The organism is Candidatus Villigracilis proximus, assembly GCF_016717045.1.
Classification (GTDB): Bacteria; Chloroflexota; Anaerolineae; order Anaerolineales; family Villigracilaceae; genus Villigracilis; species Villigracilis proximus.
On record NZ_JADJUO010000005.1, the window covers coordinates 158766 to 182453 of the forward strand.

23 protein-coding genes are annotated in these 23688 nt (G+C 48.2%); 16 read left to right on the forward strand and 7 right to left on the reverse strand.

Annotation, left to right across the window (positions count from 1 at the left end; genetic code table 11):
- Positions 1 to 41: 41 nt before the first annotated feature.
- The gene (locus tag IPL71_RS07215; RefSeq protein WP_345320260.1) at positions 42 to 2168 is read right to left on the reverse strand and encodes a GAF domain-containing protein; all 2127 of its coding nucleotides are present in this window, start codon (positions 2166 to 2168) and stop codon (positions 42 to 44) included.
- A gap of 152 nt (positions 2169 to 2320) precedes the next feature.
- On the opposite strand from IPL71_RS07215, the gene IPL71_RS07220 reads away from it, so the two are divergent.
- The 13 genes from IPL71_RS07220 to IPL71_RS07280 all read left to right on the forward strand — a co-directional run bounded on the left by IPL71_RS07220 (position 2321) and on the right by IPL71_RS07280 (position 14775).
- Complete coding sequence (locus IPL71_RS07220; protein WP_345320261.1) at positions 2321 to 3157, forward strand: purine-nucleoside phosphorylase; 837 nt, start codon at positions 2321 to 2323, stop codon at positions 3155 to 3157.
- 21 nt (positions 3158 to 3178) lie between these two features.
- A complete protein-coding gene (locus IPL71_RS07225; RefSeq protein ID WP_345320262.1) occupies positions 3179 to 3859 on the forward strand; it encodes a hypothetical protein in 681 nt (226 codons plus the stop codon).
- Positions 3860 to 3877: 18 nt separating this feature from the next.
- Positions 3878 to 4417 carry a GNAT family N-acetyltransferase gene (locus tag IPL71_RS07230; protein WP_345320263.1) on the forward strand — a complete coding sequence of 180 codons (540 nt, stop codon included), beginning with the start codon at positions 3878 to 3880 and terminating at the stop codon, positions 4415 to 4417.
- A 49-nt stretch (positions 4418 to 4466) separates the two neighbouring features.
- Positions 4467 to 6377, forward strand: a complete 1911-nt coding sequence (locus IPL71_RS07235) for a hypothetical protein (protein ID WP_345320264.1) — start codon at positions 4467 to 4469, stop codon at positions 6375 to 6377.
- A gap of 141 nt (positions 6378 to 6518) precedes the next feature.
- Positions 6519 to 7016 carry a S1 domain-containing protein gene (locus tag IPL71_RS07240; RefSeq protein WP_345320266.1) on the forward strand — a complete coding sequence of 166 codons (498 nt, stop codon included), beginning with the start codon at positions 6519 to 6521 and terminating at the stop codon, positions 7014 to 7016.
- The gene (locus IPL71_RS07245; protein ID WP_345320268.1) at positions 6997 to 7452 is read left to right on the forward strand and encodes a S1 RNA-binding domain-containing protein; all 456 of its coding nucleotides are present in this window, start codon (positions 6997 to 6999) and stop codon (positions 7450 to 7452) included. The genes IPL71_RS07240 and IPL71_RS07245 overlap by 20 nt, the downstream gene beginning before the upstream one ends.
- 5 nt (positions 7453 to 7457) lie before the next feature.
- Complete coding sequence (locus tag IPL71_RS07250) at positions 7458 to 9683, forward strand: FtsK/SpoIIIE family DNA translocase (RefSeq protein ID WP_345320269.1); 2226 nt, start codon at positions 7458 to 7460, stop codon at positions 9681 to 9683.
- A 210-nt stretch (positions 9684 to 9893) separates the two neighbouring features.
- A complete protein-coding gene (locus IPL71_RS07255; RefSeq protein ID WP_345320555.1) occupies positions 9894 to 10427 on the forward strand; it encodes a CDP-alcohol phosphatidyltransferase family protein in 534 nt (177 codons plus the stop codon).
- Positions 10427 to 11242: a prolipoprotein diacylglyceryl transferase gene (lgt, locus tag IPL71_RS07260; protein ID WP_345320270.1), complete on the forward strand. Its 816-nt coding sequence runs from the start codon at positions 10427 to 10429 to the stop codon at positions 11240 to 11242. Before IPL71_RS07255 ends, lgt begins: the two co-directional genes overlap by 1 nt.
- Positions 11243 to 11459: 217 nt before the next feature.
- Entirely contained in the window at positions 11460 to 12395 is a 936-nt protein-coding gene (locus IPL71_RS07265; RefSeq protein ID WP_345320271.1) for an ABC transporter ATP-binding protein, read from the forward strand.
- Entirely contained in the window at positions 12385 to 13614 is a 1230-nt protein-coding gene (locus IPL71_RS07270; protein WP_345320273.1) for an ABC transporter permease, read from the forward strand. Before IPL71_RS07265 ends, IPL71_RS07270 begins: the two co-directional genes overlap by 11 nt.
- Positions 13520 to 13831 (forward strand): stage II sporulation protein M, encoded by a 312-nt coding sequence (locus IPL71_RS07275; RefSeq protein ID WP_345320275.1) that lies wholly within the window; start codon positions 13520 to 13522, stop codon positions 13829 to 13831. Before IPL71_RS07270 ends, IPL71_RS07275 begins: the two co-directional genes overlap by 95 nt.
- A 194-nt stretch (positions 13832 to 14025) precedes the next feature.
- Positions 14026 to 14775 (forward strand): MBL fold metallo-hydrolase, encoded by a 750-nt coding sequence (locus IPL71_RS07280; RefSeq protein ID WP_345320277.1) that lies wholly within the window; start codon positions 14026 to 14028, stop codon positions 14773 to 14775.
- Between the two features lie 7 nt (positions 14776 to 14782).
- Here the strand turns inward: IPL71_RS07280 and IPL71_RS07285 are convergent, their stop codons facing one another.
- A complete protein-coding gene (locus tag IPL71_RS07285) occupies positions 14783 to 15289 on the reverse strand; it encodes an HNH endonuclease (protein WP_345320278.1) in 507 nt (168 codons plus the stop codon).
- A gap of 119 nt (positions 15290 to 15408) precedes the next feature.
- Here IPL71_RS07285 and IPL71_RS07290 point away from each other — a divergent pair, with 119 nt between their 5' ends.
- The 3 genes from IPL71_RS07290 (at position 15409) to tyrS (ending at position 18369) form a co-directional block, all read left to right on the forward strand.
- Positions 15409 to 16302 (forward strand): TIGR01777 family oxidoreductase, encoded by an 894-nt coding sequence (locus IPL71_RS07290; RefSeq protein ID WP_345320280.1) that lies wholly within the window; start codon positions 15409 to 15411, stop codon positions 16300 to 16302.
- 20 nt (positions 16303 to 16322) lie between these two features.
- Positions 16323 to 17000, forward strand: coding sequence for a hypothetical protein (locus IPL71_RS07295; protein WP_345320282.1), 678 nt, complete (start codon positions 16323 to 16325; stop codon positions 16998 to 17000).
- A 157-nt stretch (positions 17001 to 17157) separates the two neighbouring features.
- Positions 17158 to 18369 (forward strand): tyrosine--tRNA ligase, encoded by a 1212-nt coding sequence (gene tyrS / locus IPL71_RS07300; protein WP_345320284.1) that lies wholly within the window; start codon positions 17158 to 17160, stop codon positions 18367 to 18369.
- Between the two features lie 54 nt (positions 18370 to 18423).
- Here the strand turns inward: tyrS and IPL71_RS07305 are convergent, their stop codons facing one another.
- From IPL71_RS07305 to IPL71_RS07325, 5 genes are all read right to left on the reverse strand, one after another.
- Positions 18424 to 20088, reverse strand: coding sequence for an HD domain-containing phosphohydrolase (locus IPL71_RS07305; protein ID WP_345320286.1), 1665 nt, complete (start codon positions 20086 to 20088; stop codon positions 18424 to 18426).
- Positions 20043 to 20795, reverse strand: a complete 753-nt coding sequence (locus IPL71_RS07310; RefSeq protein WP_345320556.1) for a GAF domain-containing protein — start codon at positions 20793 to 20795, stop codon at positions 20043 to 20045. Before IPL71_RS07310 ends, IPL71_RS07305 begins: the two co-directional genes overlap by 46 nt.
- The gene (locus IPL71_RS07315) at positions 20698 to 21723 is read right to left on the reverse strand and encodes a GAF domain-containing protein (RefSeq protein WP_345320289.1); all 1026 of its coding nucleotides are present in this window, start codon (positions 21721 to 21723) and stop codon (positions 20698 to 20700) included. Before IPL71_RS07315 ends, IPL71_RS07310 begins: the two co-directional genes overlap by 98 nt.
- 147 nt (positions 21724 to 21870) lie before the next feature.
- Positions 21871 to 23085, reverse strand: a complete 1215-nt coding sequence (locus IPL71_RS07320; protein ID WP_345320291.1) for a GAF domain-containing protein — start codon at positions 23083 to 23085, stop codon at positions 21871 to 21873.
- Positions 23086 to 23183: 98 nt separating this feature from the next.
- The gene (locus tag IPL71_RS07325; RefSeq protein WP_345320292.1) at positions 23184 to 23669 is read right to left on the reverse strand and encodes a PAS domain S-box protein; all 486 of its coding nucleotides are present in this window, start codon (positions 23667 to 23669) and stop codon (positions 23184 to 23186) included.
- Positions 23670 to 23688 lie beyond the last annotated feature (19 nt).

Genomic DNA, 23688 nt, shown 5'->3' on the forward strand with positions numbered 1-23688 from the left:
AGCGGCATTCTGTAAATTCTCAGCCTGAATGATCTGGTTGCTTAAGCGGTAAAGCAGGGATGTTGTCCGCAGAGATCCGCGTAACTCCTGCTGTAGCCATGTACTTTCAAATGCGCCTGCCGCCTGAATGGCAAGGAGTTCTGCAAGGGATTGATCGTTCTCATTGAAAAGACTTCATTTTGTTTGCCGAACGCGAGGATGGTTCCTATGCTCATGCGGTGCCAGCGGATCGGAATCGCCAACATACTTCTAAGCCCGGCATAGTCAATGCTAAGATGCGCCCTGGATGTATACTTCCTTACATCACGCACACGAAAAGGTTGAACGGCATGAAAGGCAAGCTGGATCAATGATTCAGACCCGACAGAATTTTCCAAAGATTCCAGTAAACGCGGCGCTTCTCCTGAAGATGCGCTTTGGGTGAAGTTTCGTTCCTGTCCCAGTTGGATCTGTACAAAAGTGAACCGGGCTTGCAGGATCTCCCGCGCAATGGATGCCACTTCCCGCGCGGTGGTCTCAGGCTCCACCATGGCGGAGAGTTGACTTCCAGCCTGTACCAGATTCATCAAACGATGATGATAGCTCGAACGTTCCCAGGCGCGCGTCAACTCTGCGGCAACCGCTTCAGCGAGGCCAATATCAATGCTGCTGAACGCATTGACCTTTTCACTGTTGAATACAATGGCGCCATTAACATGACCATTGGAAATTAAAGGAATAATGACTGCCGAGAGGTTGGATTCATTTTCAAATCGAATGTAATCTGCATCGGTGCGAATATCATTAATGATCTGGGTTTTTCTTTGACGCACCGCGCGCCCAATGACTCCAGCCGAGCTGGATTGACGAAAACCGGAGGGCATTAACATGGTTTGTGAACCCGCCGCGGCCAGCAACATGAATTCTTTTTCATCCGTCTCGTGGATAAAAATACACACCAGCGAACAATTCAATGCCCGCTCCAGCGTGTTTACGGTCAACTGGGAGGCAACAGGCTGGTCCAATTGATTCTCAAGCTGCTGGCTTAATTCCATCAGTAGAATGAGCTGTGTATTGCGTTTCTTCTCACTTTTTAATTGATGGGTTAACGAGCTGATCTGGTCCGTTTGCGCATTTAAACGAAACTGAACCTTCTCCTGCTTGTACATAAACGGTTTGATGTAGCGCGCCAAACGCTTGTTCCAATGAATACCATTCGCTTCATCAGGCTGGTCTGATTTATCCTGATCCTCCTCTGTTAATTCAGCAATTAATCCATTGATCGTCATAATGACCGTGAATGTTACGTAATAGATCAGAGTGGATATGACCGCAAAAAATAAAAACGCGGCGTCGCGCGCAGTAATGAATGTGTTACTCCCGGCATGAGATGAATTATCGATAATGATCAGAAGAGCGCTTAAAAATATGAGAGCCGCCATTTCCAAAGTGCTTGTGGTCATGATGACTCTCTGTGCCAGAACATTATTGCTTTTTACACTTAATTTATTCCAGGGCAGAAGTCCTTCAAATAGAATGGATATGGAAAGCAGCGCCGGCGCAATGACATTCGCAGCAGATAAACTCGGAGTAAATATGGCGCACCAGATAAGCCAGGGAATGGCTTGTGTGCGTGAGAACATGATGTTGATTTTTAATTTCGGCAGAAAGAGCGTTGTTATTCCCAAAAAGGCAGAACCTATAAACCCGATCACCAGCGGAATCTTATATGGGGCAATATTAACCAGCGCGTACTGATTGCCTGATACAGCCAGATAGATCCCACTGAACAGGTTTATCAAAATAAAGGATATTTTTAGCAGATCAAGCTGAGAGAAGCGCTCTTTTAATGGAGTTAACAAAGTCAACTGCATGATCGCGATCAGCAAAAAAATCACGGCCTCAATAAAGCATCCTGCCAGTAGAAAAACACCAAAAAAAACAAAAAGAAAAAAGACGGCTGCGCTTTGAATAAAAAAGATCCGCTTTTGCGGAACCTGCAATATGGAAATAATCTGAAGCGAGATCGAAGCGGCGTAGGCGAAAATACCCTGCACGACACTGACCCAGATCGAAGTGTCCATATCAAACATGTGCAGACGAGTTGGGATGATTAACAAGCTGACTCCCATGATCCCGATCAGTCCTGAAGAGAGAGCATTCAATTCATTTTCAGATGAATGTTTCATTGTTGGCATTGTGGCTAGGATAGCATAATAAGTAAATTTTATCTACCTTTCAAAAAAGGACGTTTTTGATTTCTGATATAATCCCAAAGCAATGTGACCTTTCCAGCGGGGGTGTGGTCTTTTGTAAAATCACTTTCACAGGTAAATTATCAATGCAAAATTTTATTTCCCTTTCTCAAATAGACGAAGCCGCCCAAACGATAAAAAAACAGATTTCGATTCAACCCATTGTCGGAATTATTCTCGGATCGGGGCTTAACGGTCTGGCTGATTCCGTCCAAAAGCCGGTTCGCATCCCTTACAGTGCCATTCCTAATTTCCCTGTCTCCACCGTCCACGGGCACGTGGGGCAGTTTGTAATTGGTGAATTGGAAGGCAAACCCGTCCTCGTTATGCAGGGACGTATCCACTACTACGAAGGCTACACCATGGGAGAAGTCACCCTGCCCGTGCGTGTCATGCAGCGGATGGGAATTCCAGGCATGATCGTCACCAACGCTGCCGGCGGAGTGCATCCTGATTTTGAACCTGGCGATGTCATGCTCATTACAGACCAGTTAAACCTGATGGGTATGTCTGGTTTGAATCCATTGATGGGACCCAATCTTGATGAGATCGGCACACGTTTTCCCGATATGAGTCAGCCTTATGATCGCACCTATTGCGACCTTGCCCGTCAGATCGCCAAAGAAAACGGAATCACTCTGCGCGAAGGTGTGTATGCCGGCTTAAGCGGCCCCTCCTTTGAATCACCAGCCGACCTGCGTTTTCTGCGCGGGGCAGGCGCCGATGCGGTGGGTATGTCTACTGTGCCGGAAGTTATCATTGCGCGGCATGGGAACATGCGTGTACTCGGACTTTCAGGCATCAGTAACAAAGCCAATCTGGATGGATCCACCGTCACAACGCACGAAGAAGTGATCGAAGCCGGAAAAGTAATCACACCCAAAGTGGAAAAGATAATCCGCGCATTTTTGCGCAGCCTGTAGGCATATTGTTGAAGTTTTCGAATGGCAGAAATTTATAAATTCCTCGCTTCTTATGAAGTGTTGATCTATATTGTGCTGGCGATTGGAGGACTATTCTCTTTTCGCTGGTTATGGCGTTCATGGCGTGAAGTGCAGACTGCTGTTTATAGTTTGGAGCGTCAATTTTCATCACGCCGTTTTGGTCAATCTGCCGCAATTTCGATCCTGATCATCCTTCTTTTTTGCGTGGAATTTTTCATGGCATCCTTCATCATCCCCGGGCTGCCTGCGGAAGTTTTTCTTACTACGCCCACCCTGGATCTGATCTCAACGCCTACTGGTACACTTTCACCTGAGATGATGACTCAGTTTGCAAACCAACCTTCGCAGCCTGCGGTTGCAAATGTAACGGGATGTACTCCCAATCAGATTATGCTTACATCACCCCAGCCGGGGGACGAAGTGAAAGGAACGATTGAATTGGTTGGTACGGTGAATATCCCGAATTTCGGGTTTTATAAATATGAAGTTGCCCCGCTCGGAAGTGACACCTGGGCTACAATTTCTGCAGGACGCACCACCGTTGTCAACGGGCCGCTTGGAGGTTGGATCACAACCGCCCTTACTCCCGGTGACTATCAAATAAGATTGGTTGTCACAGATAATCAAGGACAGGCGCTGCCGGCTTGTGTGGTACCGGTTCGCGTTGTGCCTTTACAATAAGATCGCTTTGGAATTTGTATGCCTGATATTTACCTTCGTCCTACTGTTGCAACTGACCTGCCCCGATTAATGGGATTTGACCATTCGACCATCAGCGAATCTGTCTGGCAATTGGAACTGCGCCGTGATACCGGGCAGATTGCCGCCACTTTCCGTGAGGTGCGTTTACCGCGCTCCATCTCAGTTACTTTTCCGCATAATCCTTTTGCGCTTGCAGATGATTGGGTGAGAAAATCCATGATGTACACGGCATTTATAGATAAAGATCCTGTCGGCTACATCAGTCTGCTAGAGCGGGGAACTGCTTCCGTGGTATGGGTGACTGATATCGTGGTGAATATGGCAAGTCGCCGCCTGGGCGTAGGGACAGCCCTCTTGGGGGCCGCGCAGGATTGGGCGGCGTCCAGATCGCATCGTCGTCTGATTCTGGAGATGCAGTCTAAAAATCTTCCTGCCATTCGCTTTGCCCAGAAATTCGGGTATGAATTCTGCGGTTATAATGACCATTATTACCTTACTCAAGATGTGGCTTTGTTTTTTGGAAAAGCTTTGAAATAATCAGCGGCTGAAGCCGCCTTATTGTAAAACGTTTACTGGAAGGGTGTACATGATTAACGGTTGGACGGACACGTTACTGGCGGGGATCCAGACTGTCAACCAGATACTAACGGCAGGAATTGCCATCACAGCGTTTTCGCTGTTTCTATACGCGCTTTCTTTTAACTTGCGTGATAGAGTGGCGCGCTCGTTCGCGATTATTTTGCTTTGTGTGGTGATCGTTTTTACAGCAGAAGCCTTGCAGGATGAATCGTTAACGACAATAACGATCGATCTGCTTTTACACTTGCAATGGTTTGGCATTGTTTTTCTTCCCGCAGCCTATCTTCATCTTTCTGATGCTTTGCTGGTTACGGCTGGTCGCCCCTCTCGCGGGCGGAGAAGGATTGCGGTGCGGGGGATGTATGTGATCTCGGCGTTTTTCCTGGTTTTGCTTGCATTTGGATATTTACTCGGCCCGATCGTAGTGAATGGGAAGCCCGCTCCGCACCTTGAGCGCACAGTGTGGACGGAAGTGTTCACGCTCTTTTACGTCAGCACGATGGTTTGGGCGGGAGTAAATTTTGCCCGCGCGTACAGCCTTATGCTGACTCGTTCGGGACGCCGCCGGATGCTCTACCTGATGGCTGGTGCAACTGCCCCTGCGCTTGGTTCCTACCCTTATCTTTTATTTGGATATAGTCTTGCCGCGCAGCATCCATTTACCTTTTGGGGTGTGGCAACGGTCATCAATGTGCTGGTGGGGGCGTTAGTGATCGTTATGGCTTATGCGGTTGCCTTCTTTGGTGTTTCCTGGCCTGATCGTGTCATCAAGAGCCGTTTGGTCAAGTGGATCATGCGCGGGCCGGTGGTCGCTTCTGCGGCGCTGGCATTGATGACGGTGGTTCGGCGGGGCGGTGAGTTTCTTGGTTCACCTTACAATGCCTTCGTTCCCTTTACTGTAGTTGCAACGGTCTTGCTGCTTGAACATGCGATTACATTTGCCGCGCCGATTTGGGAGCGCTGGCTGTTTTTTGGTAATGACCGCGGCGAATTGCAGGTACTTCAAAATTTTGAAGAACGTTTATTGACACAAGGTGATTTGCAGCAATTTCTTGAGGCGGTGCTGGCTGCTGTGCGCGATCATTTGCATTCCTCCTCGGCCTTCGTGGCTGCATTGGATGATGAGACTTTATCCCCGATCGTGGTCGCGGGCAACCGCTCCATGCTCGATCAGGAAAGTTTGACAGAAGTATTGGATAATGTGATTGATGATGAACGGCGCGAATTTCAGTGGGGAAACTTTCTGGTATTGCCTTTGCATCAACGCAGACGCTCCGACATGGATCAGGATGAAGCGCCCCTTTTACTTGGTTTACTGGGCGTGGCAAGATCTGAAAAACAATTGATGGAACGCGATCAGCGTGATGCGTTGTGGCTTCTGGCAGACCGCGCTGCGCTCGCTTTGCAAGACCGCCAGTTACAACAGCGTGTATTCCGTTCGCTCGAAGACCTTCAGCCGCAAGTGGAAATGATCCAGCGGATGCGTGCTGCGGGACGTTATGACACACGTGCAAGTTTGATGGCGGAACCTCTTCCGCAGGAAGCTGACCTTGCCAATTGGGTGAAAGATGCGCTGACTCATTATTGGGGCGGACCAAAACTAACCAATAATCCATTAATAAAGCTTCAAGTGGTGCGCGATCTGGCTGAAAAAGATGACGGGAATTCTGCCAATGCCTTGCGCGCCTTACTGCGCAGTGCAGTGGATCAGGTCAAGCCGAAAGGTGACCGTAAATTCACATCCGAATGGATACTGTACAATATTCTTGAAATGAAATTTATCGAAGGCCGCAAAGTTCGTGATGTAGCTTCACGCCTGGCAATGTCTGAAGCAGACTTGTATCGCAAACAGCGTGTCGCAGTGGAAGCGGTTGCAAAAGCGATCCTTGAGATGGAAGTTAATCTCAAAGACTCATAATGCAGTTTGCAGGCTTGGCCTGCCTTTATTGTGTGCAAAGAGCGCGTTTCTCCAGTTTTCGGGAAGAAACCCAACGCTCATATTTATAGGAATGGGAAGGAGTCCATAATGGTTGGACAAAAAGGTAAACAGGAAAATCCGATGCCTCAGATTGACGAGGGCTGGTGGTCATCGGTACTGGCAGAGGAAAGCCGTTCTTCGGCGAATCCAATTGTCAGGTCGGCGGGGAGCAGGCTCGAGTTTCGTGATGAATCGAAAAGCAATTCAACGGAAAAAAAGCCTGCCGCAAATTGGACCCAGGTCAAAGACCTATATATGCGCGATCAGATCATTGATCTCGCTGTCACCGGGCATAATCGCGGAGGCCTGCTTGTGGAGGGCGAAGGTCTCTATGGATTTGTGCCATTTTCGCATCTGATCGATCTGGCAGGCAAGGTTGAGATCGGAGAACGTGATCATGACCTTGAATCATATGTTGGTCGCTCACTTCGCTTAAAAGTGATCGAATGCGTGCCTGAAGATGGACGCGTAGTCTTCTCTGAACGCGCCGCTCAATCCGAGCCCGGCAAACGCGCAGAATTATTCCACGCCTTTGCAACCCGGCCAGCATGTTCAGGGCATGGTTACCAATGTAACTGATTTCGGCGTATTCGTTGATCTGGGCGGGGTCGAAGGCTTGATCCACATCTCAGAATTATCCTGGGGACGGGTTTCTCATCCAACCCATATCGTAAAAATTGGCAACACCATCGACGTGCAGGTACTTGATCTCTCTCCTGAGCGTTGTCGTGTTGCCTTAAGCCTCAAACGTCTGCTCCCGAATCCCTGGAACAACGCATCCACAGATCTACCCGAAGGCTGCACCAAACCCGCCACGATTACAAGCGTGCTTTCTTTTGGCGCATTCGCACGGCTGGATAATGGCATCGAAGGCTTGATCCATGCATCTGAAATTCCACAATCAGAAGGAAAACCCTTAAAGGAAATCCTTGCTGAAGGGCAAAATGTACAAGTGCGTATTCTGCATTTAGACTCAGCCCATCAGCGCATGGGACTCAGCATGAGGCTTGAGTAAAACAAATGTCCGAATCACCCCGCCCGAGCAACAGACAATACGCCCAAGCCGAACCGCCATCACACAATAACGACTGGCTCGAAAGGCTTGCACGCTTTTACCTGCAATTTGGACGCTTCTTGCGTGACTCAGCAGGTGTTATTTTGATTGCATTCGCAATCATGTCTGTGCTTGCCGTATGGGGCATTACCGAAGGCGCACTCCTCACCCCATTTGCAAACCTGCTCAAACTCTGGTTTGGCTGGGGCAGTTTCCTCGTCCTCTTTGGAATAGGATACATCGGATACACCCTGCTGCGGCGTGACGGCAGACAAATCCACTGGGGACAGCTGATTGCACTCGAACTCGCATCTCTCCTAACCCTGGGCCTGCTCGCTGTTTTCTGGGGCAACAGCCTCATCCGGGCAGAGTCCGGCATGGACGGCGGCCGCCTCGGCTGGGGGCTGGTCACACTGGCCTGGCAGTCCATGAGCCCCATCTTTGGCACATTGGTCATCTTCCTGCTCTGGCTATTAATGGTTATGACAGGCTTTGGCTTATGGGCAAAACTGGAAATTTGGTTATTGCAGATTGCCGGTGAAGCAGCGCCAGTGATCGTGGCAACTCCAACCCCGGCCACCGTTGAAGCAGAAACTGAAAATAAAGAAGACGAACAGGCCGCAAAAGAATCAACTCCAAAGAAAAAAGCACAACCTTTGCCGCCCGAATTCCGCACCTCTTTAAAAGCCGCTGATAAAAAATCTGAGAAACCATTCAAGCCGTCACCGCGCGGTGAAGAACTTCCACCTTTAAGTATTTTGCTCGGCGAAACAGCCGTCCGCGCTGATGATCGGACTATTAATCAAACAGCGGGCCTGATCATGAAAACGCTGGCAGATTTTGGCATCCCTGCCACAGTCATTGGTTATCGTGTCGGCCCGTCTGTGACTCAATTTGCAGTACAGCCGGGTTTTATCAAAAAGCCTGGTTCAGATGAAGAAGATGTGCAGCAAATGAAAGTGCGTGTTGCGCAGATCGCTTCTCTCGAAAAAGATATTGCGCTGGCATTATCTGCCCAGCGTTTGCGTATCGAAGCGCCTGTGCCCGGCAAACCTTATGTCGGCATTGAAGTGCCAAATACACACAGCTCAGTCGTCCGCTTAAAGACTTTGCTCGAGTCTGATGCTTTCAATAAAATGGGTGTGCCGCTTGCAGTTGCCATTGGACGTGACGTTTCCGGTCATCCTCTGATTGCCGATCTTGCGCGCATGCCGCATGTTCTGATCGCAGGCGCAACTGGTTCCGGTAAATCAGTCTGTATCACATCCATCGCTGCCTGTCTTGCCATGAACAACACGCCCGAAGACTTGCGCATGGTAATGATCGATTCGAAAATGGTGGAGTTGATCCGCTTTAATGGATTGCCTCATTTATTCGGTAAAGTGGAAACCAATATCGAACGCATTCTCGGTGTTTTGCGTTGGGTGGTTGTTGAAATGGAACATCGCTATCGTTTGCTTGAAAGCGCACATGCCCGCGACCTCCAATCTTATAACAATAAGATCACACGCAAAGCGGATGGCAAAGCCCTGCCGCGCATCGTCGTCCTCATCGATGAACTCGCCGACCTGATGATGTCTGCGCCGGATGTGACCGAGCATAATCTTGTTCGTCTTGCGCAAATGGCACGCGCCACGGGTATTCATCTGGTTGTTGCTACACAGCGTCCCTCCACCGATGTGGTGACGGGTCTGATCAAAGCCAATTTCCCCGCGCGTTTGGCGTTTGCAGTGGCCTCCGGTATTGATAGCCGCGTTATTCTGGATTACACCGGCGCCGAGTCTTTGCTAGGCCGTGGTGATATGCTCTTCCTGAATCCAGAAGTGGGCAACCCTGTCCGCGCACAAGGCGTAATGATCACGGATATGGAAATCGAACGCATCATCTCCCATTGGCAAAAGAGTGACATTGAAGTGGACGATACCCCGCCGTGGGAAAAACTTTTGCAGGAACCCGGCGAAGGCGAAGATGACGGATTGATCGAACAGGCGATTTCCATCGTGCGTTCGAGTCAACGCGCATCTGCTTCGTTGTTACAGCGTCGTTTGCGGGTTGGATATCCGCGTGCCGCGCGTTTGCTCGACCAGCTTGAAGAAATGGGAGTTGTCGGTCCCTCTCAAGGCGGCGGCAAGGAACGCGATGTGCTCGTCAGCGAAGATGATCTGGCGGACGAAGGAAAGCTCGGCGAATAATTTAATTCCAAATGGAGTGACGAATACCCGTTGAGAAATGAGGCTGAAACCCGAATTTCATCAAACATATTCGTCATTTTTTGATGAGGAGAATTTAACCCAAACCATGAATCAAAAAATAACATTTACTGATAGATTGCGGCTCATTTTAAAGGCATACTCGATCCCATCGGGACATTTCTAAACTGCCTCGGGTTAACGCCGAATGCCATTACCCTGTTGGGACTGGTCGGCACAACCATTGGCGCGTATATTATTTCACAGGGCAAAATGACCACAGGCGGTATTGTCCTGCTCCTCTCCGTTCTTGTGGATGCATTGGATGGAACCATGGCGCGTCTGCGCGGCGATAACAGCGACTTTGGCGGGTTCGTGGATTCTGTCAGTGACCGTTATGCAGAGTTCATCACCTTTGGCGGACTTTTATATTTTTTCCTTTCGCAGGAAAATTATTCCGGAGTTATGGTTACGTTTGCAGCGACGGCGGGTTCAGTGCTTGTTTCTTATGTGAAAGCCAGAGCCGAAGGATTGAACTTTACAGCCAAGGTCGGTATTCTGACTCGTGTAGAACGCTATATAGTTTTAATTCCTTTGTTGATCTTCAATCAACCTTTTATTGCTGCGGTTGTGATCGCTGTGCTCGGCAACTTCACCGCATTGCAGCGCATACTTTTTGTCCGCGCCCAGGGGCATGAGCGTATGAGAAAAGCCCGTGAAGAAAAAGCCAGGGAATATATACATTGATGTTTGAAGGATTTTCGCTTGGCCCATTGACCTTCCGCTTGAACGGACTCCTGCTTGTGCTTGGACTGGCAGTAGGGGCCTTGTTAGCCGTGCGCGAAGCCCAAAAACGCAACTACGACCCGGAGACGATCTATTATCTTTTCCTGCCCTTGGTGATTTGGGGGACGATCGGGGCGCGCGTCTGGCACATTCTCACCCCGCCTCTTTCCTCCGTTCAGCTGGGTCTGACCACCGAATATTACCTCACCCATTTTTTGGACGTACTGGCATTTTGGCTGGGTGGTTATGGCATCCCGGGCGCATGGATCGGCGGCTCGATTGCCTTATTCTTTTTCGTGCGCAGGAGTGAATTAAGCTTTTGGGAACTGACAGATATTCTTGCTCCCGGTCTGGCGCTTGCTCAAGCCATTGGCCGCCTCGGGAATTATTTCAATCAGGAACTTTATGGTCTTCCCACCACCCTGCCGTGGAAAATATACATCGAACCAGCTTACCGTTTGACCGGGTTTGAAACAATGGATTTTTATCATCCATTGTTTGCTTATGAATCCATTTTAAATTTTGTAAATCTGATCTTTCTTTTTTGGATTGCGCGCCGCTTTGCAAATACCCTCAAGGCGGGTGATCTTTTTCTTGCATATCTTGGCTTTTATTCCTTCGTCCGTTTTTTGCTCGAACTCCTGCGGTTGGATGTTGCACTTGTCAGCGGGGTGAATATTAATCAGATATTCTTTGCAGTTGTATTTGTAGGAGTGGGTCTCATTTTGGGAGCTCATCAGCTTGCTGGCGGGCGGCCTGTCAATTCTTCGTCGTGAACTTCGTTTAAACACATGGGCGCCTTGCCGTCCGATTCAAGATCGGCCTGTCCGGATATTGTAAGGTCTCTGTCAGGGCAGATATAGTGAAGTAGAGAATAAAATAGAAACGACCATTTAAGTAGGCATTATTAGACGTAAGGTTGTGTTTGCTTATCTAGTCGTGTATTTGGGTGTTCCCTAAAAACGGCTACATTATTAATTTATAAGGATCAAAATGATAGAAACTCATGATCTAACCAAGCAATTCCACGACTTTCTGGCCGTGGATGAAGTGAACCTTTCTGTAGATGCAGGACAAATTTTGGCAATTTTGGGTCAGAATGGTGCGGGTAAAACCACCACCGTTCGGATGTTGACTGCTTTGTTAACGCCAACAAGCGGCTGGGCCAAAGTAGCTGGTTATGATGTTGTCAAGAATGGGCATGATGTGCGCTCTTCGGTGGGTGTGCTCACTGAGCAGCATGGTTTATACATGCGAATGACCGCCATTGAATATTTGGATTTTTTCGGTCAGGTCTATAGCCTGTCGGCATCAGCGCGCAAGGCACGCAGTGAACATTTGCTTCAATACTTCGGGTTGACTGAAGCCTCAAAACGCCGCATTGGTGAGTATTCAAAAGGGATGCGCCAAAAGCTGGCGCTGGCGCGCGCCATGATGCACGACCCTGGTGTGCTTCTGCTGGATGAGCCTACCTCCGCCATGGATCCTGAATCTGCGCGGTTGGTACGGGATGAGATTGCGCGTTTGAAATCGTCTCAGCGCACGATTGTGATCTGCTCACATAATTTGACAGAAGTGGAAGCGCTGGCAGATAAGATCGCCATTATTTATCGCGGGCGGATTTTGATGCAAGGCTCGCTGGAAGAGTTAAAGCATAATGTGCTTGGCGCTCCGGAATATGAAATTAAATTCAGCGATACATGGGATGCAGGTGGGTTGGAACTGCCCAAAGATGTGGAAATGCTCTCTCGGACGGCGACCAGTTTCAAAGTCCGTGTGGAGCGGCCGCAGGAATCCAATCCACTAATTTTGAAGGCTCTGTCTGCGAAGTCCGCTTCGGTCATGGCGTTTCAAGAAGAGCCGCGCACATTGGAGCAGGTTTATCTCAAGGTAATGGCGGAAGCAAAAGGACGCGAAAATGTTCAATAAACTTAAACTTGTCTGGCTGGTGGCGGGGCGTGAACTTAAGGATCAATTTCGTGACTGGCGTGTGCTGGCGCCGATGATTATTTTGACTCTGTGCTTTCCAGTTTTGATGAATGAATTTGCCAAGCAGACTGTGGATTTCTTAAATCAATACGATGCTAATTTAATTTTAGACCGGCTTGTGCCATTCTCGATCATGATCATTGGCTTTTTTCCGATCACGATCTCGCTGGTGGTTGCGCTTGAGTCTTTTGTAGGTGAAAAGGAACGCGGAACGATTGAGCCTATTTTGAGCGCGCCGCTGGATAATTGGCAATTGTATTTTGGAAAGTTACTGGTGGGTGTGGCGACTCCTTTGGTGGCGAGTTATCTTTCCATTTTTCTTTATCTGATCATGATCTCGCGTCAGGGGCTTGAGATGCCGTCTTTCAGTGTGATGGTGCAGTTGTTCTCTTTGACCACGGCACACGCCACCTTGATGGTCAGTGCGGCGATTGTGATCTCTGTGCAATCCACTTCGGTTAAGGCTGCGAATTTGCTGGCTTCGTTCATTGTGATTCCTGTTGCCATTTTGATGCAAGGCGAAGCTGTGATGCTTTTTTGGGGAAATGAGCAGGTATTGTGGCTGGCGGTTGCGGGCGTGATGATTATTTCGCTGTTGTTGATTCGTGTGGGCATTGCTCACTTTCAGCGTGAATATTTACTTGGCCGTGAAATCGATGTGATTAATCTAAGCTGGATATGGCGCACATTTTGGGAGAATTTCATCGGTGGTGCGCATACGATTGGTGAATGGTATGGTCGTGTGTTGGGAGGTGCCATGCGCCGCATTGCCCCCGCTCTTTTAGCGATGATTTTTGTTGCTGGCATAAGTTTGTGGATGGGGTACGACTGGGTGATGGTGAATGTTTCAGAGGTGATCGCGAAGGCTTCGCCTGAAAATCTTGAGAAGATCGCAGCCGGTGCGCGCGAATTACCCAGTCTTTCAAACATACAAGAAAATATTAATGCGCCATTTCTGTTTCTGAATAATACACGTGCCGTGACGGTTATATTTTTCGCGGGTTTATTTTCGTTTAGTGTTTTGGGCATTCTGTTGTACATGCTTAATATTGGCTTGATCGGCGGTGTGTTTGCTGTATTGCAATTGCTTAGCGTTAATTGCGAAAATTCAACCCGGACCGATATTCCTTGCCGGCGTTGCGCCGCATGGCATATTTGAACTTCCAGCATTGATGATCGGCAGCGCCGTTGTTCTTTACATGGGCGTTTCGATTGTCACACCGCAGATTGGAAAATCAATGGGTGAAGTGATCCTTGAATTGCTCGCAGACTGGACAAAGATATTTCTTGGCGTAGTGGTGCCTTTGCTGGCAATTGCGGCGCTGATCGAAGCTTATGTTACGCCGGGCCTCTTGCTAAATGTATTGGGCGGGTAACTGCGTTTCCTTGTTGTGCTTGCAGGTCTGAAGTTTGAGCAGGATGTTCTGTGAAGAGTACAGGGCATCCTGTATTTTGATAATAAAGTTGAGATTTTTGGGCGCGGAAATTTAGGTTAAGATAGGAATCATGCCAAAAGTAATTATTCTTGGTTCATCAAATGCGATTCCGACAAAGGATAGCGAAAATACACATGGTCGTTGTGGGGAATGAGCGTATTGTATTGATCGATTCGGTTAGCAATCCAATCCTGCGCCTTGAACAGGCAGGGTTGGATATTAATGATATTACCGATATCATTGTCACTCACTTTCATCCAGATCACGCTTCCGGCGTTCCGCTTTTGCTGATGGATATGTGGCTCATCGGGCGGCAAAAACCGCTCAATATTTACGGGCTGCAATATACATTGGACCGCGTTGAAGGACTCATGGGATTTTATAACTGGTCTGCCTGGCCAAATTTTTTCCCCGTCACATTTCATCGCCTGCCCGCCGAAGAAATGACACCGGTAATGGATTGCTCCGATTTTATAATTCATGCGTCTCCAGTAAAACACATGATCCCCAACATAGGGCTGCGAATCGAATTCGCGCAAAGCCAAAAGGTCATGGCCTATTCATGTGACACCGAACCCTGTGATGAGGTTGTCCGCTTGAGCGAAGGGGTGGATGTCTTGATCCACGAAGCGGGCGGAGATTCGATTGGGCATACTTCAGCGAAACAGGCAGGCGAGATCGCCCGAAAAGCAGAAGTTGGCAAGCTCTACCTGATTCATTATGCAACTGGTAAATATGCAACAGGTGATCTTATTGCCGAAGCGCGCACCACCTTCCCTGGTGATGTGGCGCTCGCCAAAGATTTTATGGTATTGGATTTCAGCAAAAGAATACCCCTCTCCCAATTTGGAAGAGGGCATAAAAACAACGATCATAGGGGATAGGCAAAACTTACCAGCCTGAAATGTAAGGTTCCCACTCACCATTTTCGGAAAGATGTTTCCCAAATATATATGCGGCATTCGCGGGCGGTTCCTTGGGAATGTGCGCCAGATGCATGTGAGCTTCATCCACTTTACGCCCGCCTTTACGATGATTACAGGCCGAACACGCCGCCACCAGATTTGTCCACTTATGCGGTCCGCCCAAATGGCGCGGAATGACATGATCCACCGTCAAGTTCACATCGCGCCTGCCGCAATACTGACAGGTATAATTATCACGTCGGAATATTTCGCGGCGCGTTAATTTAACGCGTGGTCGTGGTCGATGAACCTGGGTTTCCAGTCGAATGACTGAAGGGCGCGGAAGCAGCTGTGATATCGTGCGGATATGTCCGCGTCCATTCACGATCATATCGGCTTTACCTGCAAGGATCAAACCAACAGCCCGTCGTGTTGAGCATACATGGATCGGCTCAAAATTAGCGTTGAGTACCAGCACTGGTTCTTGCATCATGCCTCGTAATCTGCATGATTATACTGCCAGTTAATAAGTCTTCGGGAGTCTGGCTTGATTGCATTTGCATATTACTCAGGTCTCAAAGTACGCAGGCTCAGTCAAACAGGAGTATTGAAATGAACATCATGATCGCGGGCGGCTCGGGCTTTCTTGGCGCCGCTCTTGCAAAATCTTTTCTCGCAGAAGGGCACAAAGTTTTTATTCTCACGCGCGGCTCGTCTGTAATTTCAGGCGCGCAAGCCGTAAAATGGGATGCAAAAACAACCAATGGGTGGGGGCATCTCGTCAATGAAATGGATGTGATGATTCACCTCACAGGCCGCAGCCTCTCCTCCTGGCCCTGGACTTCCAAAACAAAACGCGACTTTAAAGACTCGCGCATCATTCCCGGCCTCGCGCTTGCTCAAGCGATTCTAGAAGCGACTCAGCGCCCGGGCATTTTCATCCAGGCCTCGGGTATTAATCACTACGGTTTACATGGCGCTCTCGCAGATGAAGCCACTCCGCCCGGTGATGACTTCCTTGCTCGGTTAACTGTTCAATGGGAAGATGCCACAAAATCGATTGAAGAATTGGGCGTGCGCCGTGTTGTACTCCGCTCGGCAGTGGTATTAGGCAAAGGCGAAGGATTGCTATCTCTTATGGCTTTGCCAGTGAAATTATTTGCAGGCGGTCCATTAGGCGATGGAAAATTTGCCATGCCTTGGATTCACATTGACGATTGGGTGGGTGCGGTGTGTTATTTAATTGCAAACGAAAATACAAGCGGAGCATATAATTTGATCGCACCTGTGCCTACATCAAGCGCTGATTTTTATCGCGCGCTGGCGAGTGTATTACATCGCCCATATTGGTTTCCCACACCGGCCTTTTTATTGCGGATCCTTTTAGGCGAAATGAGCGTCCTCGTTGTGGAAGGTAGGTTTGCTCAACCCAAACGGCTGATCGAGTCTGGGTACAAGTTCCAGTTTGAAGGTCCGCGTGAAGCGCTGTTTGATTTATTAGGTTAATCTCAAAGGAGAAAAAGTCCATGAAAAAAATAATCCTCTTGCTCGCATTTTTTATCAGTGCATGTGCGCCTGCAGGTGAACAATCTGCGGTTGTATTGCCTATTGCACTTGCAACCTCTACGGCATTTATTGACACTGCTTCCTATCCCACGGCGCAAGTAGAACTGGCTCAACAGAATCAAGTGGCAAGCGGAATTGAAGTGCGTATGGAACGCGCCTCGGTGGATGGAAAAAATGTGAATGCGGATGTGTGTTTCACATTACCAGATACATCTGATTGGGGTGTATCTTCCGCGAGTTTAACCTATGCCGGAATCTTGTTACAGGAATACGGCACTACTCTGGTGAGTTTGCAGGAACCTGCTGATGGTGTGCCCGGTTTGCGTTGTGACACGTTGACATTCATTGTCCCGCCCGATGCCGATCTTTCCAACACCACCATTGTGATTGACGCCATTGCAACCACGCCGCGTGAAGGTGAATATTGTTCGGCTTATATGCCCAAGATTCAGCAAGCCATGCTGGAGCGCGGCACAGGCATTACTCTTGATTGCTTGGATGTGAATGGAGTGTTGACCATGCAGATCTTGAGTTTCCCGCCAGAGATGACCCAGGCTCAGGCTGAGGAAATTGTCTACAGTGATGAGTTTTACTCGGTAAAAGGTCCGTGGAGCTTTTCTTTCAATTTGGCGCAGTGAAATTCTTGTTGTATAATACGCCCATGTCCGTTGTAAACCTTTCCACCTATTACTATTATTACACCCGCCCATAAATAACAGCGATGGTGTGCTATGAACGCGCCCTCATCATCGCGGGCGCGTTTTTGTTTGTCAATTAAGCTCCATAGGAGATGTTATGAACATTGAAGAACAAGTTGAATTATTGATGCAAGGTACAGAATATGGTGATGAAGACCTGAAAAAGGCCATGACCACTGAACTGCGCGCACGTCTGCTACTCGCTGAAAAAGAGAATCGGCCGCTGCGTGTGTATTGTGGTTACGACCCTACATCCACAGATTTGCATCTGGGGCATACGATCACCATGCGTAAATTGCGTCAGTTTCAGGATCTGGGACACGATGTCACCTTTCTGATCGGCAGTTACACCGCACTGGTGGGTGACCCTTCGGATAAAAACAAAGCGCGTCCGATCCTGACCGAGGAGAAGGTCAACGAAAACGCATTGACCTACACTGAACAAGCCTATCGCGTGCTTGACCGCGAGAAGACAAAGATCCGCTATAACGGTGAATGGTTGTCAAAACTTTCGCTGGTGGACTTAATTCGCCTGGGTCAAAACTTCACGGTGCAGCAATTTTTGGCGCGTGATAATTTTTCAAACCGTTTGGATAAGGGCGAGCCGATCTATATTCACGAAACTTTCTATGCCTTGATGCAAGGTTATGATGCGGTTGCCATGGAAACAGATGTGCAGATCGGTGGTTCTGATCAGCTGTTCAATATCATTGTTGCTGGCCGTAAATTGCAGGAAGCCCTGGGCCAAAAGCCTCTGGTGGGCATTATCACTGCGATCCTGCCCGGGACAGATGGCACTCAGAGAATGTCGAAGTCCACTGGAAATATTGTGCCGATCAATACTGGCGCAAACGATATGTTTGGCAAGCTGATGTCTGTACCTGATTCAGCGATGAGTTTATACATGCGCCTTGTCACGCGTTGGAGTCCGCATGAGATCGACGTGATGGAAAAGGATGTGGCTTCGGGTGCGTTCCATCCGCGCGATGCGAAAATGAAAATGGCAAGCGAGATCGTGAGCATCTTTTATGGCGACGCAGATGCGAAGTCGGCGCAGGAGAATTTCATCAAGACCTTCCAACAGAAAGAAATTCCTGATGAAATGCCAGAGTTTGCGCTGCAAGCAGGCCAGACCGTTGTGGATGTGATTCTGGCTGCGAATTTGGCAGAGAGCAAGAGTAAAGCTCGCTCCTTGATCGATCAGAAAGGTGTGCGTTTGGATGGGGAAGTGTTGGAGCGTGGTGATGCTCCATTTCCGCACCCTGGCGTTTTACAAGTCGGCAAGCGCCGGTTCTTGCGGGTTCAATAAAAAATTTAGTAGACAAAAAGAAGCGCTGATTTTGGTCAGCGCTTCTTTTTGTCTCTATTTTTGATCATTATTTTTTATGGGTTTTGAATGCGGTTTATGAGAAGGGTCTGTTTGTTTTATTTCACCTTCGATCATTTTGAAGAATACTTTGATTACATCCGGGTCAAATTGTTTGCCTGAAAGATTTTTAATATAGTTTATTATTTTTTTTCGAGGCCACGCTTTGCGGTAAGGCCGGTCGGATGATAAGGCATCCCAGACATCGACGATTGCGAATACACGTGCTGAGAGAGGAATTGCCTCGCCTTTTAATCCGCGCGGGTAGCCGCTTCCGTCCCACCATTCATGGTGGCAATAAGCAATTTCAATTGCGGGGCGCAGGTATGTAATGGGGGATAGCAGGTCATAGGCATATTGGGGGTGTTTGCGCATTTCAAAAATTTCCGCTTGTGTGAGCGGTCCATTTTTTCGCAGAATGTTATCGGGCACGCCCATTTTTCCAATGTCATGCAATAAGGTGCCGCGCCGGATATGTAATAATTCAGATTCGGGAATGCCTATTTGCCGGGCCAGTTCAAGGGTTAGGTTTGTGACGCGGCGCGTGTGGCCTTGAGTCTCTTTGTCGCGTAGTTCGAGCGCTTTTCCCCATCCTTCCAATGTGGTGTCATAGGCAAGCGAAAGTTCCTGATTGGATTTTTGCAGGTTCTCAAACAACTGAGCATTGTCAATGGCGATTGTGGCTTGTCCGGCAAGTGTGTGAAGAAAATCAAGCCAATCGGCGGTGAGGGAGATGGGTGCGCGAAAATAAATTTCGAGAATGCCTCTTGTAGCGCCTTTGCTGAAGAGCGGCACAGCGTAATAGCTTGTAAAATTTTCAGCGGAAAGCGGTCCGGTTGGGTACTGGCCGGTTTCTTTTTTTACATCTTTAATATACATGGATTTGCGGCTGAGCAATATCTGGCTGGCCAAGCTGTTTCCGAGGCTGATGGGGGTGCGTAGAATGTTCCGGTTTTCAAAGCCGGTTGCTGCATAATATTCCAGCATTTGGCTGTCTGGGCTAAACACAAGCACGGCTGCTGCGTCTGCGCCCATTTTTGAGATCAGGTTTTCGGTAACAATTCCGAGGGTGATATGCAGGTCAAGGCTGGTTGCGATGGCTGTATCCAATTCACGCAAGGTGGTAAGGCGTTGGATCTGTTCTTCGCTTCGTTCGTAAAGATTGGAGCGGTAAATGGCGTTGCCTGCGATTTCAGCCAGTGTTGTGACCATACGGGTTTGATGTGATTTCACTTTTCGTGGAGCCTGTATTGCCACGGCGAGTGCGCCGATCGTTTCGGTTGCGGTTCGAATCGGAACGGCAATGCCGCTTCCGTTTTCTCCAAAGAATGCGGCATTTTCGGGGTTGATGATCGTGTCATTCTCCGCATTGGCACCTACATGGGCTGTTCCGCTGGAATATACCTTTCCAATGATTCCTTCGTTGGGTTTAAAGTTGGGCTTTGGCAGACTATTGAACCACCCTGTTGCAGCTTTGGACTTTAGTTCATTATTTTCAAAGTCATAGAGCCAGATGGCTGCTGAGTCTGTATCTACGCTGGCTTTTATTTCATTGAGTAGAATGGGCAGCATTTCTTTGGTGTCACGCGCTGCGCGCAGTGAAAAGGATACGCGGCTTACGATTTCCAATTCTTCAAGCCGTTGACGCGTCTCTGTAAACAAACGTGAATTTTCGAGCGATGTTGCTGCTTGATGCGCGAAGGTTTGGGCGGCGACAGCATCGTTTTGTGTAAATGCGCTGGGGAGTGGCTGTCGAGGGCGATGTAGCCAATCACTTGTCCGCCTGTAATCATGGGCACGCCCATCCACCCGCGGACATTCGTGTTGTCTCCCCATCGTTCAAAACGGGGATCTTCATTGCAGTCATCAATGATCAAGGGTTCGTTTGTTTTACTCATGATCTTGCATAGAATATTATCTGATGGAAAAACCATGCCCATTGCTTTTTCCGGGAAGGGCAGTCCTCTGGCGGCTGCGATGCGGATGTGCTTCCCTTCAACCATTAAAATTGAAGCGCTATTATATGGGGTGATCTTTTGCAGCCATTCAAGGATGGCCGCGTGCAGGGATGGCAGGTCAAGCAAGTTGGATAACGCTGTGGTTGCCTGCCGTACAGTTTCGGCATTTTCACGGCGTTTCTGTTCCAGCACAAAGAGCCGGGCATTTTCTATCGCAGTCGCAGCCTGGTTGGCAAATGTTTGCACCAGGATTCCATATTCCTCTGTATAAAAGCCGGCTGTCTTACTATCGAGGTTGATAAATCCAATTAATTTATCCTGTGTGAACATGGCGACGCACATCCATCCGCGAATATATGTGCTGCCCTCCCATTTTTCGAACTGCTTGTTTTCCTGGGCATCTTGAAGAATAAATGGCTTTCTTTGGAAGCTGGCGTTTTGCAACAAGTTTAACTGTGTCTATATTATTGAGCATGATCGAGGCACTGTCGTAGGGCGCAATTTTTTTGAGCCAGTCGAGGATGCTTTCCAGTAGACTGTTGATGTCGAGGGTGTTTGCAAGTGCCGATGTAGCCTGACTGAGAGTTTCCGCTTCCTGGCGGCGTTTATGTTCTGCTTCAAATAGGCGCGCATTCTCAATCGCAACAGCAGCTTGTTGTGCGAGACTGCTTAAAAAATCCAAATCTGTCGTCTTGTATTCTTCGTCTGCGCCAATCCGCCAAACGACCAACAGTCCTGTGAGTTGGTCGTTTGAAAGGACAGGTACTCCCATTATGTGTTCGTAGGGCAAAATTTCAGTCCCCTTGACGGGAATTGCGCGCAGGTCCACAGTAGTATCGTTAATGATTTCCCCTATTTTTTTTATGGCAATATCGCCGAGAATTCCAATGCCCGGCTGGATCGGATCGTTCTTGATCTCGTCAGCGTCGACTCCAATTGCTGATATTGCCCGTAATTGTGACGACCCCGTTTCGGTTAAATAGACAGCGCTTGTTTCCGCTTTCAACAATTCCTTGGCATAAAGCGCGATACGTTCAAGCACAGTATTGAGTTGAAGAGTGGCAGAGATGCCGCGTCCAACTTCCGCAATTGCAGCTGCTTCCTGCGCACGGCGCATTGTCTCCTCGAATAGACGCATTGACTCTATCGATATGGAAGCTTGATGGGCGATACTCACAAGGAAATTCAACTCTGGCTTATCGAATAAACCCTTAGACCTTAATCTCCATGCGTTAATTGCCCCAATGGACTTGCCGTGCAGAATCAGTGGAGCAGACATCATTGTGTCGAGTCTGGATTCTTCTTCAGGTGTGCCTGGGACAGTTTTTTCGCGGATCATTTGAGATGTCGTCAATAATTTCAGGCTTGCCGGTGGCAATAATGTTCCCGGTAATACCTTCTCCTACTTGAATCGTATGTGCCAGCATTTCTTTTTGATATTCCCCTTGTGCGGTTACTATTTTTATATCCTTGCTGTTGTCTTGTACTAAATAGACTGCAATCGTGCTGGCGTTAAACAGGAAAGAGCGCGTTCCGAAATTTTATCCAATGCGGGAATAACTTCGCGGGTGGTTGCAATCTCATTCGCGATATTTGCGAGCGCTTCGATGATCTGTGAGCGGTGACTTTCCTCTTGAAATAGACGCGCATTTTCCAGGGCGATCGCTGCCTGATTTGCAAATGTCTGGGTAATGGCAGCATGTTCTTCGTTAAAAAAGTTTGGAGTTTGACTGTCAAAGTTTAGAAATCCAATAATCTTATCTTTTGCGAACAGCGGGATTCCCATCCAGCCGCGGATATAATTCGTCTGCTCAAATTTCTCAAAGCGTTCGTCGTTTTGAACGTCTGAAATAATCAGGGGTTGGCGCAGCGTTTCCAAATCCCCCCACTTTTTTGTATTGTATGCATATTTCTTGCCGATCACTTCTTCAGGGATGTTTTTTCCTGCAACGATTTCAACATAACCATGACTGATCATTTCAATTGACATGCTGCTGTAGGGAACCAATCTTTTTAGCGAAGAAAAGATATTCTCAAAAAGTTTGTCCAGTTCAAAGAATGAGGTTAAGTCTCCGGTTGCTTCACGCAAAATCTCCGCCTGTTTGCGGCGCATTTGTTCCAATTCAAAAAGTTGTATCTTTCCAAGGGCATTTGCCATTCCACCCGCGATCGTATTGAGGAGTCTTTCATCGGTTTTGGTAAAAGCATTTAATTGTCTGCTTTCCACATTAAGTACGCCAATGATTTTCGACTCATTGCTGATCGGAATACAAAGTTCTGAAAGGATGCCCTCTGTTGTTTCATAATACGCAGGTTCAAGCAAAACATTCCCTGAGCGGATCGTTTTTCCGGTAGCGGCAACTTTTCCGGTGATTCCTTTGTGCAGCGGACTGCTGATGTTTAGATTTTCAGCGCTTGTGCCGCGATAGGAAGCATGTGGTTTTAGTTCGTCTCGTGTTTCATCGAACAAAAGAATGCCGCAGTTATCGGGATATAAGGTGTCTCCAATAATATCTGTCACGCGCTGGATCAATTCGTCGATATTTTTGGCATTTGATTCTGCCAGCGCCACAGAGTGCAGAACCGTCAATTCTTTCAATTGTTTTTGCAGGTCGTCTTCGTCACGTTTGCGCGCCGTGATATCTTGCGCAATGGCAATGATCACAGCCTGCCCAAAGTACATCCCCTTAAATACACGCACGTCTTTCGGGAAAATCTCTCCATTGCTTCGCTTTCCCCAAAACTCGAATTGCTGTGCTTCTCCGTTGAAAGCCTTTTGAAGTGCCAGGGATATTTTGTTCAGATCATTTTTATTCGCGCGCCAAGAATTTCTGGTGTCTTTCCTATAAAGTAATTTTTTGGGTATCCATACATGTTTGTGGCGCCGTCATTTACATCCAAAAAAAGACCATTGATATCCTGAATGTAGATGGCGTCGTGAATACTGTCAAATAACCCACGGTAACTGGTTTCGCTATTAAGCAGTGCTTCTTCAGATATTTTTTTTTCAATAGCGGCACTAAGAGTGTTTGAAGCTGCTTTGAGCGCTTCAATTTCCGCTTCGGTCCATTCACGCTCCACGGCACATTCATCAAATCCGATAAATCCCCACCAGTCTTTTCCAATTTTAAGTGGAATACAGATCAATGCAAGAATATCCTGCTCCTCCAGGAATTTTTGTTCCTGGGCAGGGAAGTTTTTAATGTTGCCGTAAACCGGCAATCCCTTGTTGAAAAATTCAACCCAACGCAAAAAACCAGCGGATGTAATGTCTATGTTTTGCATGGAGGGATTATCGATCTGC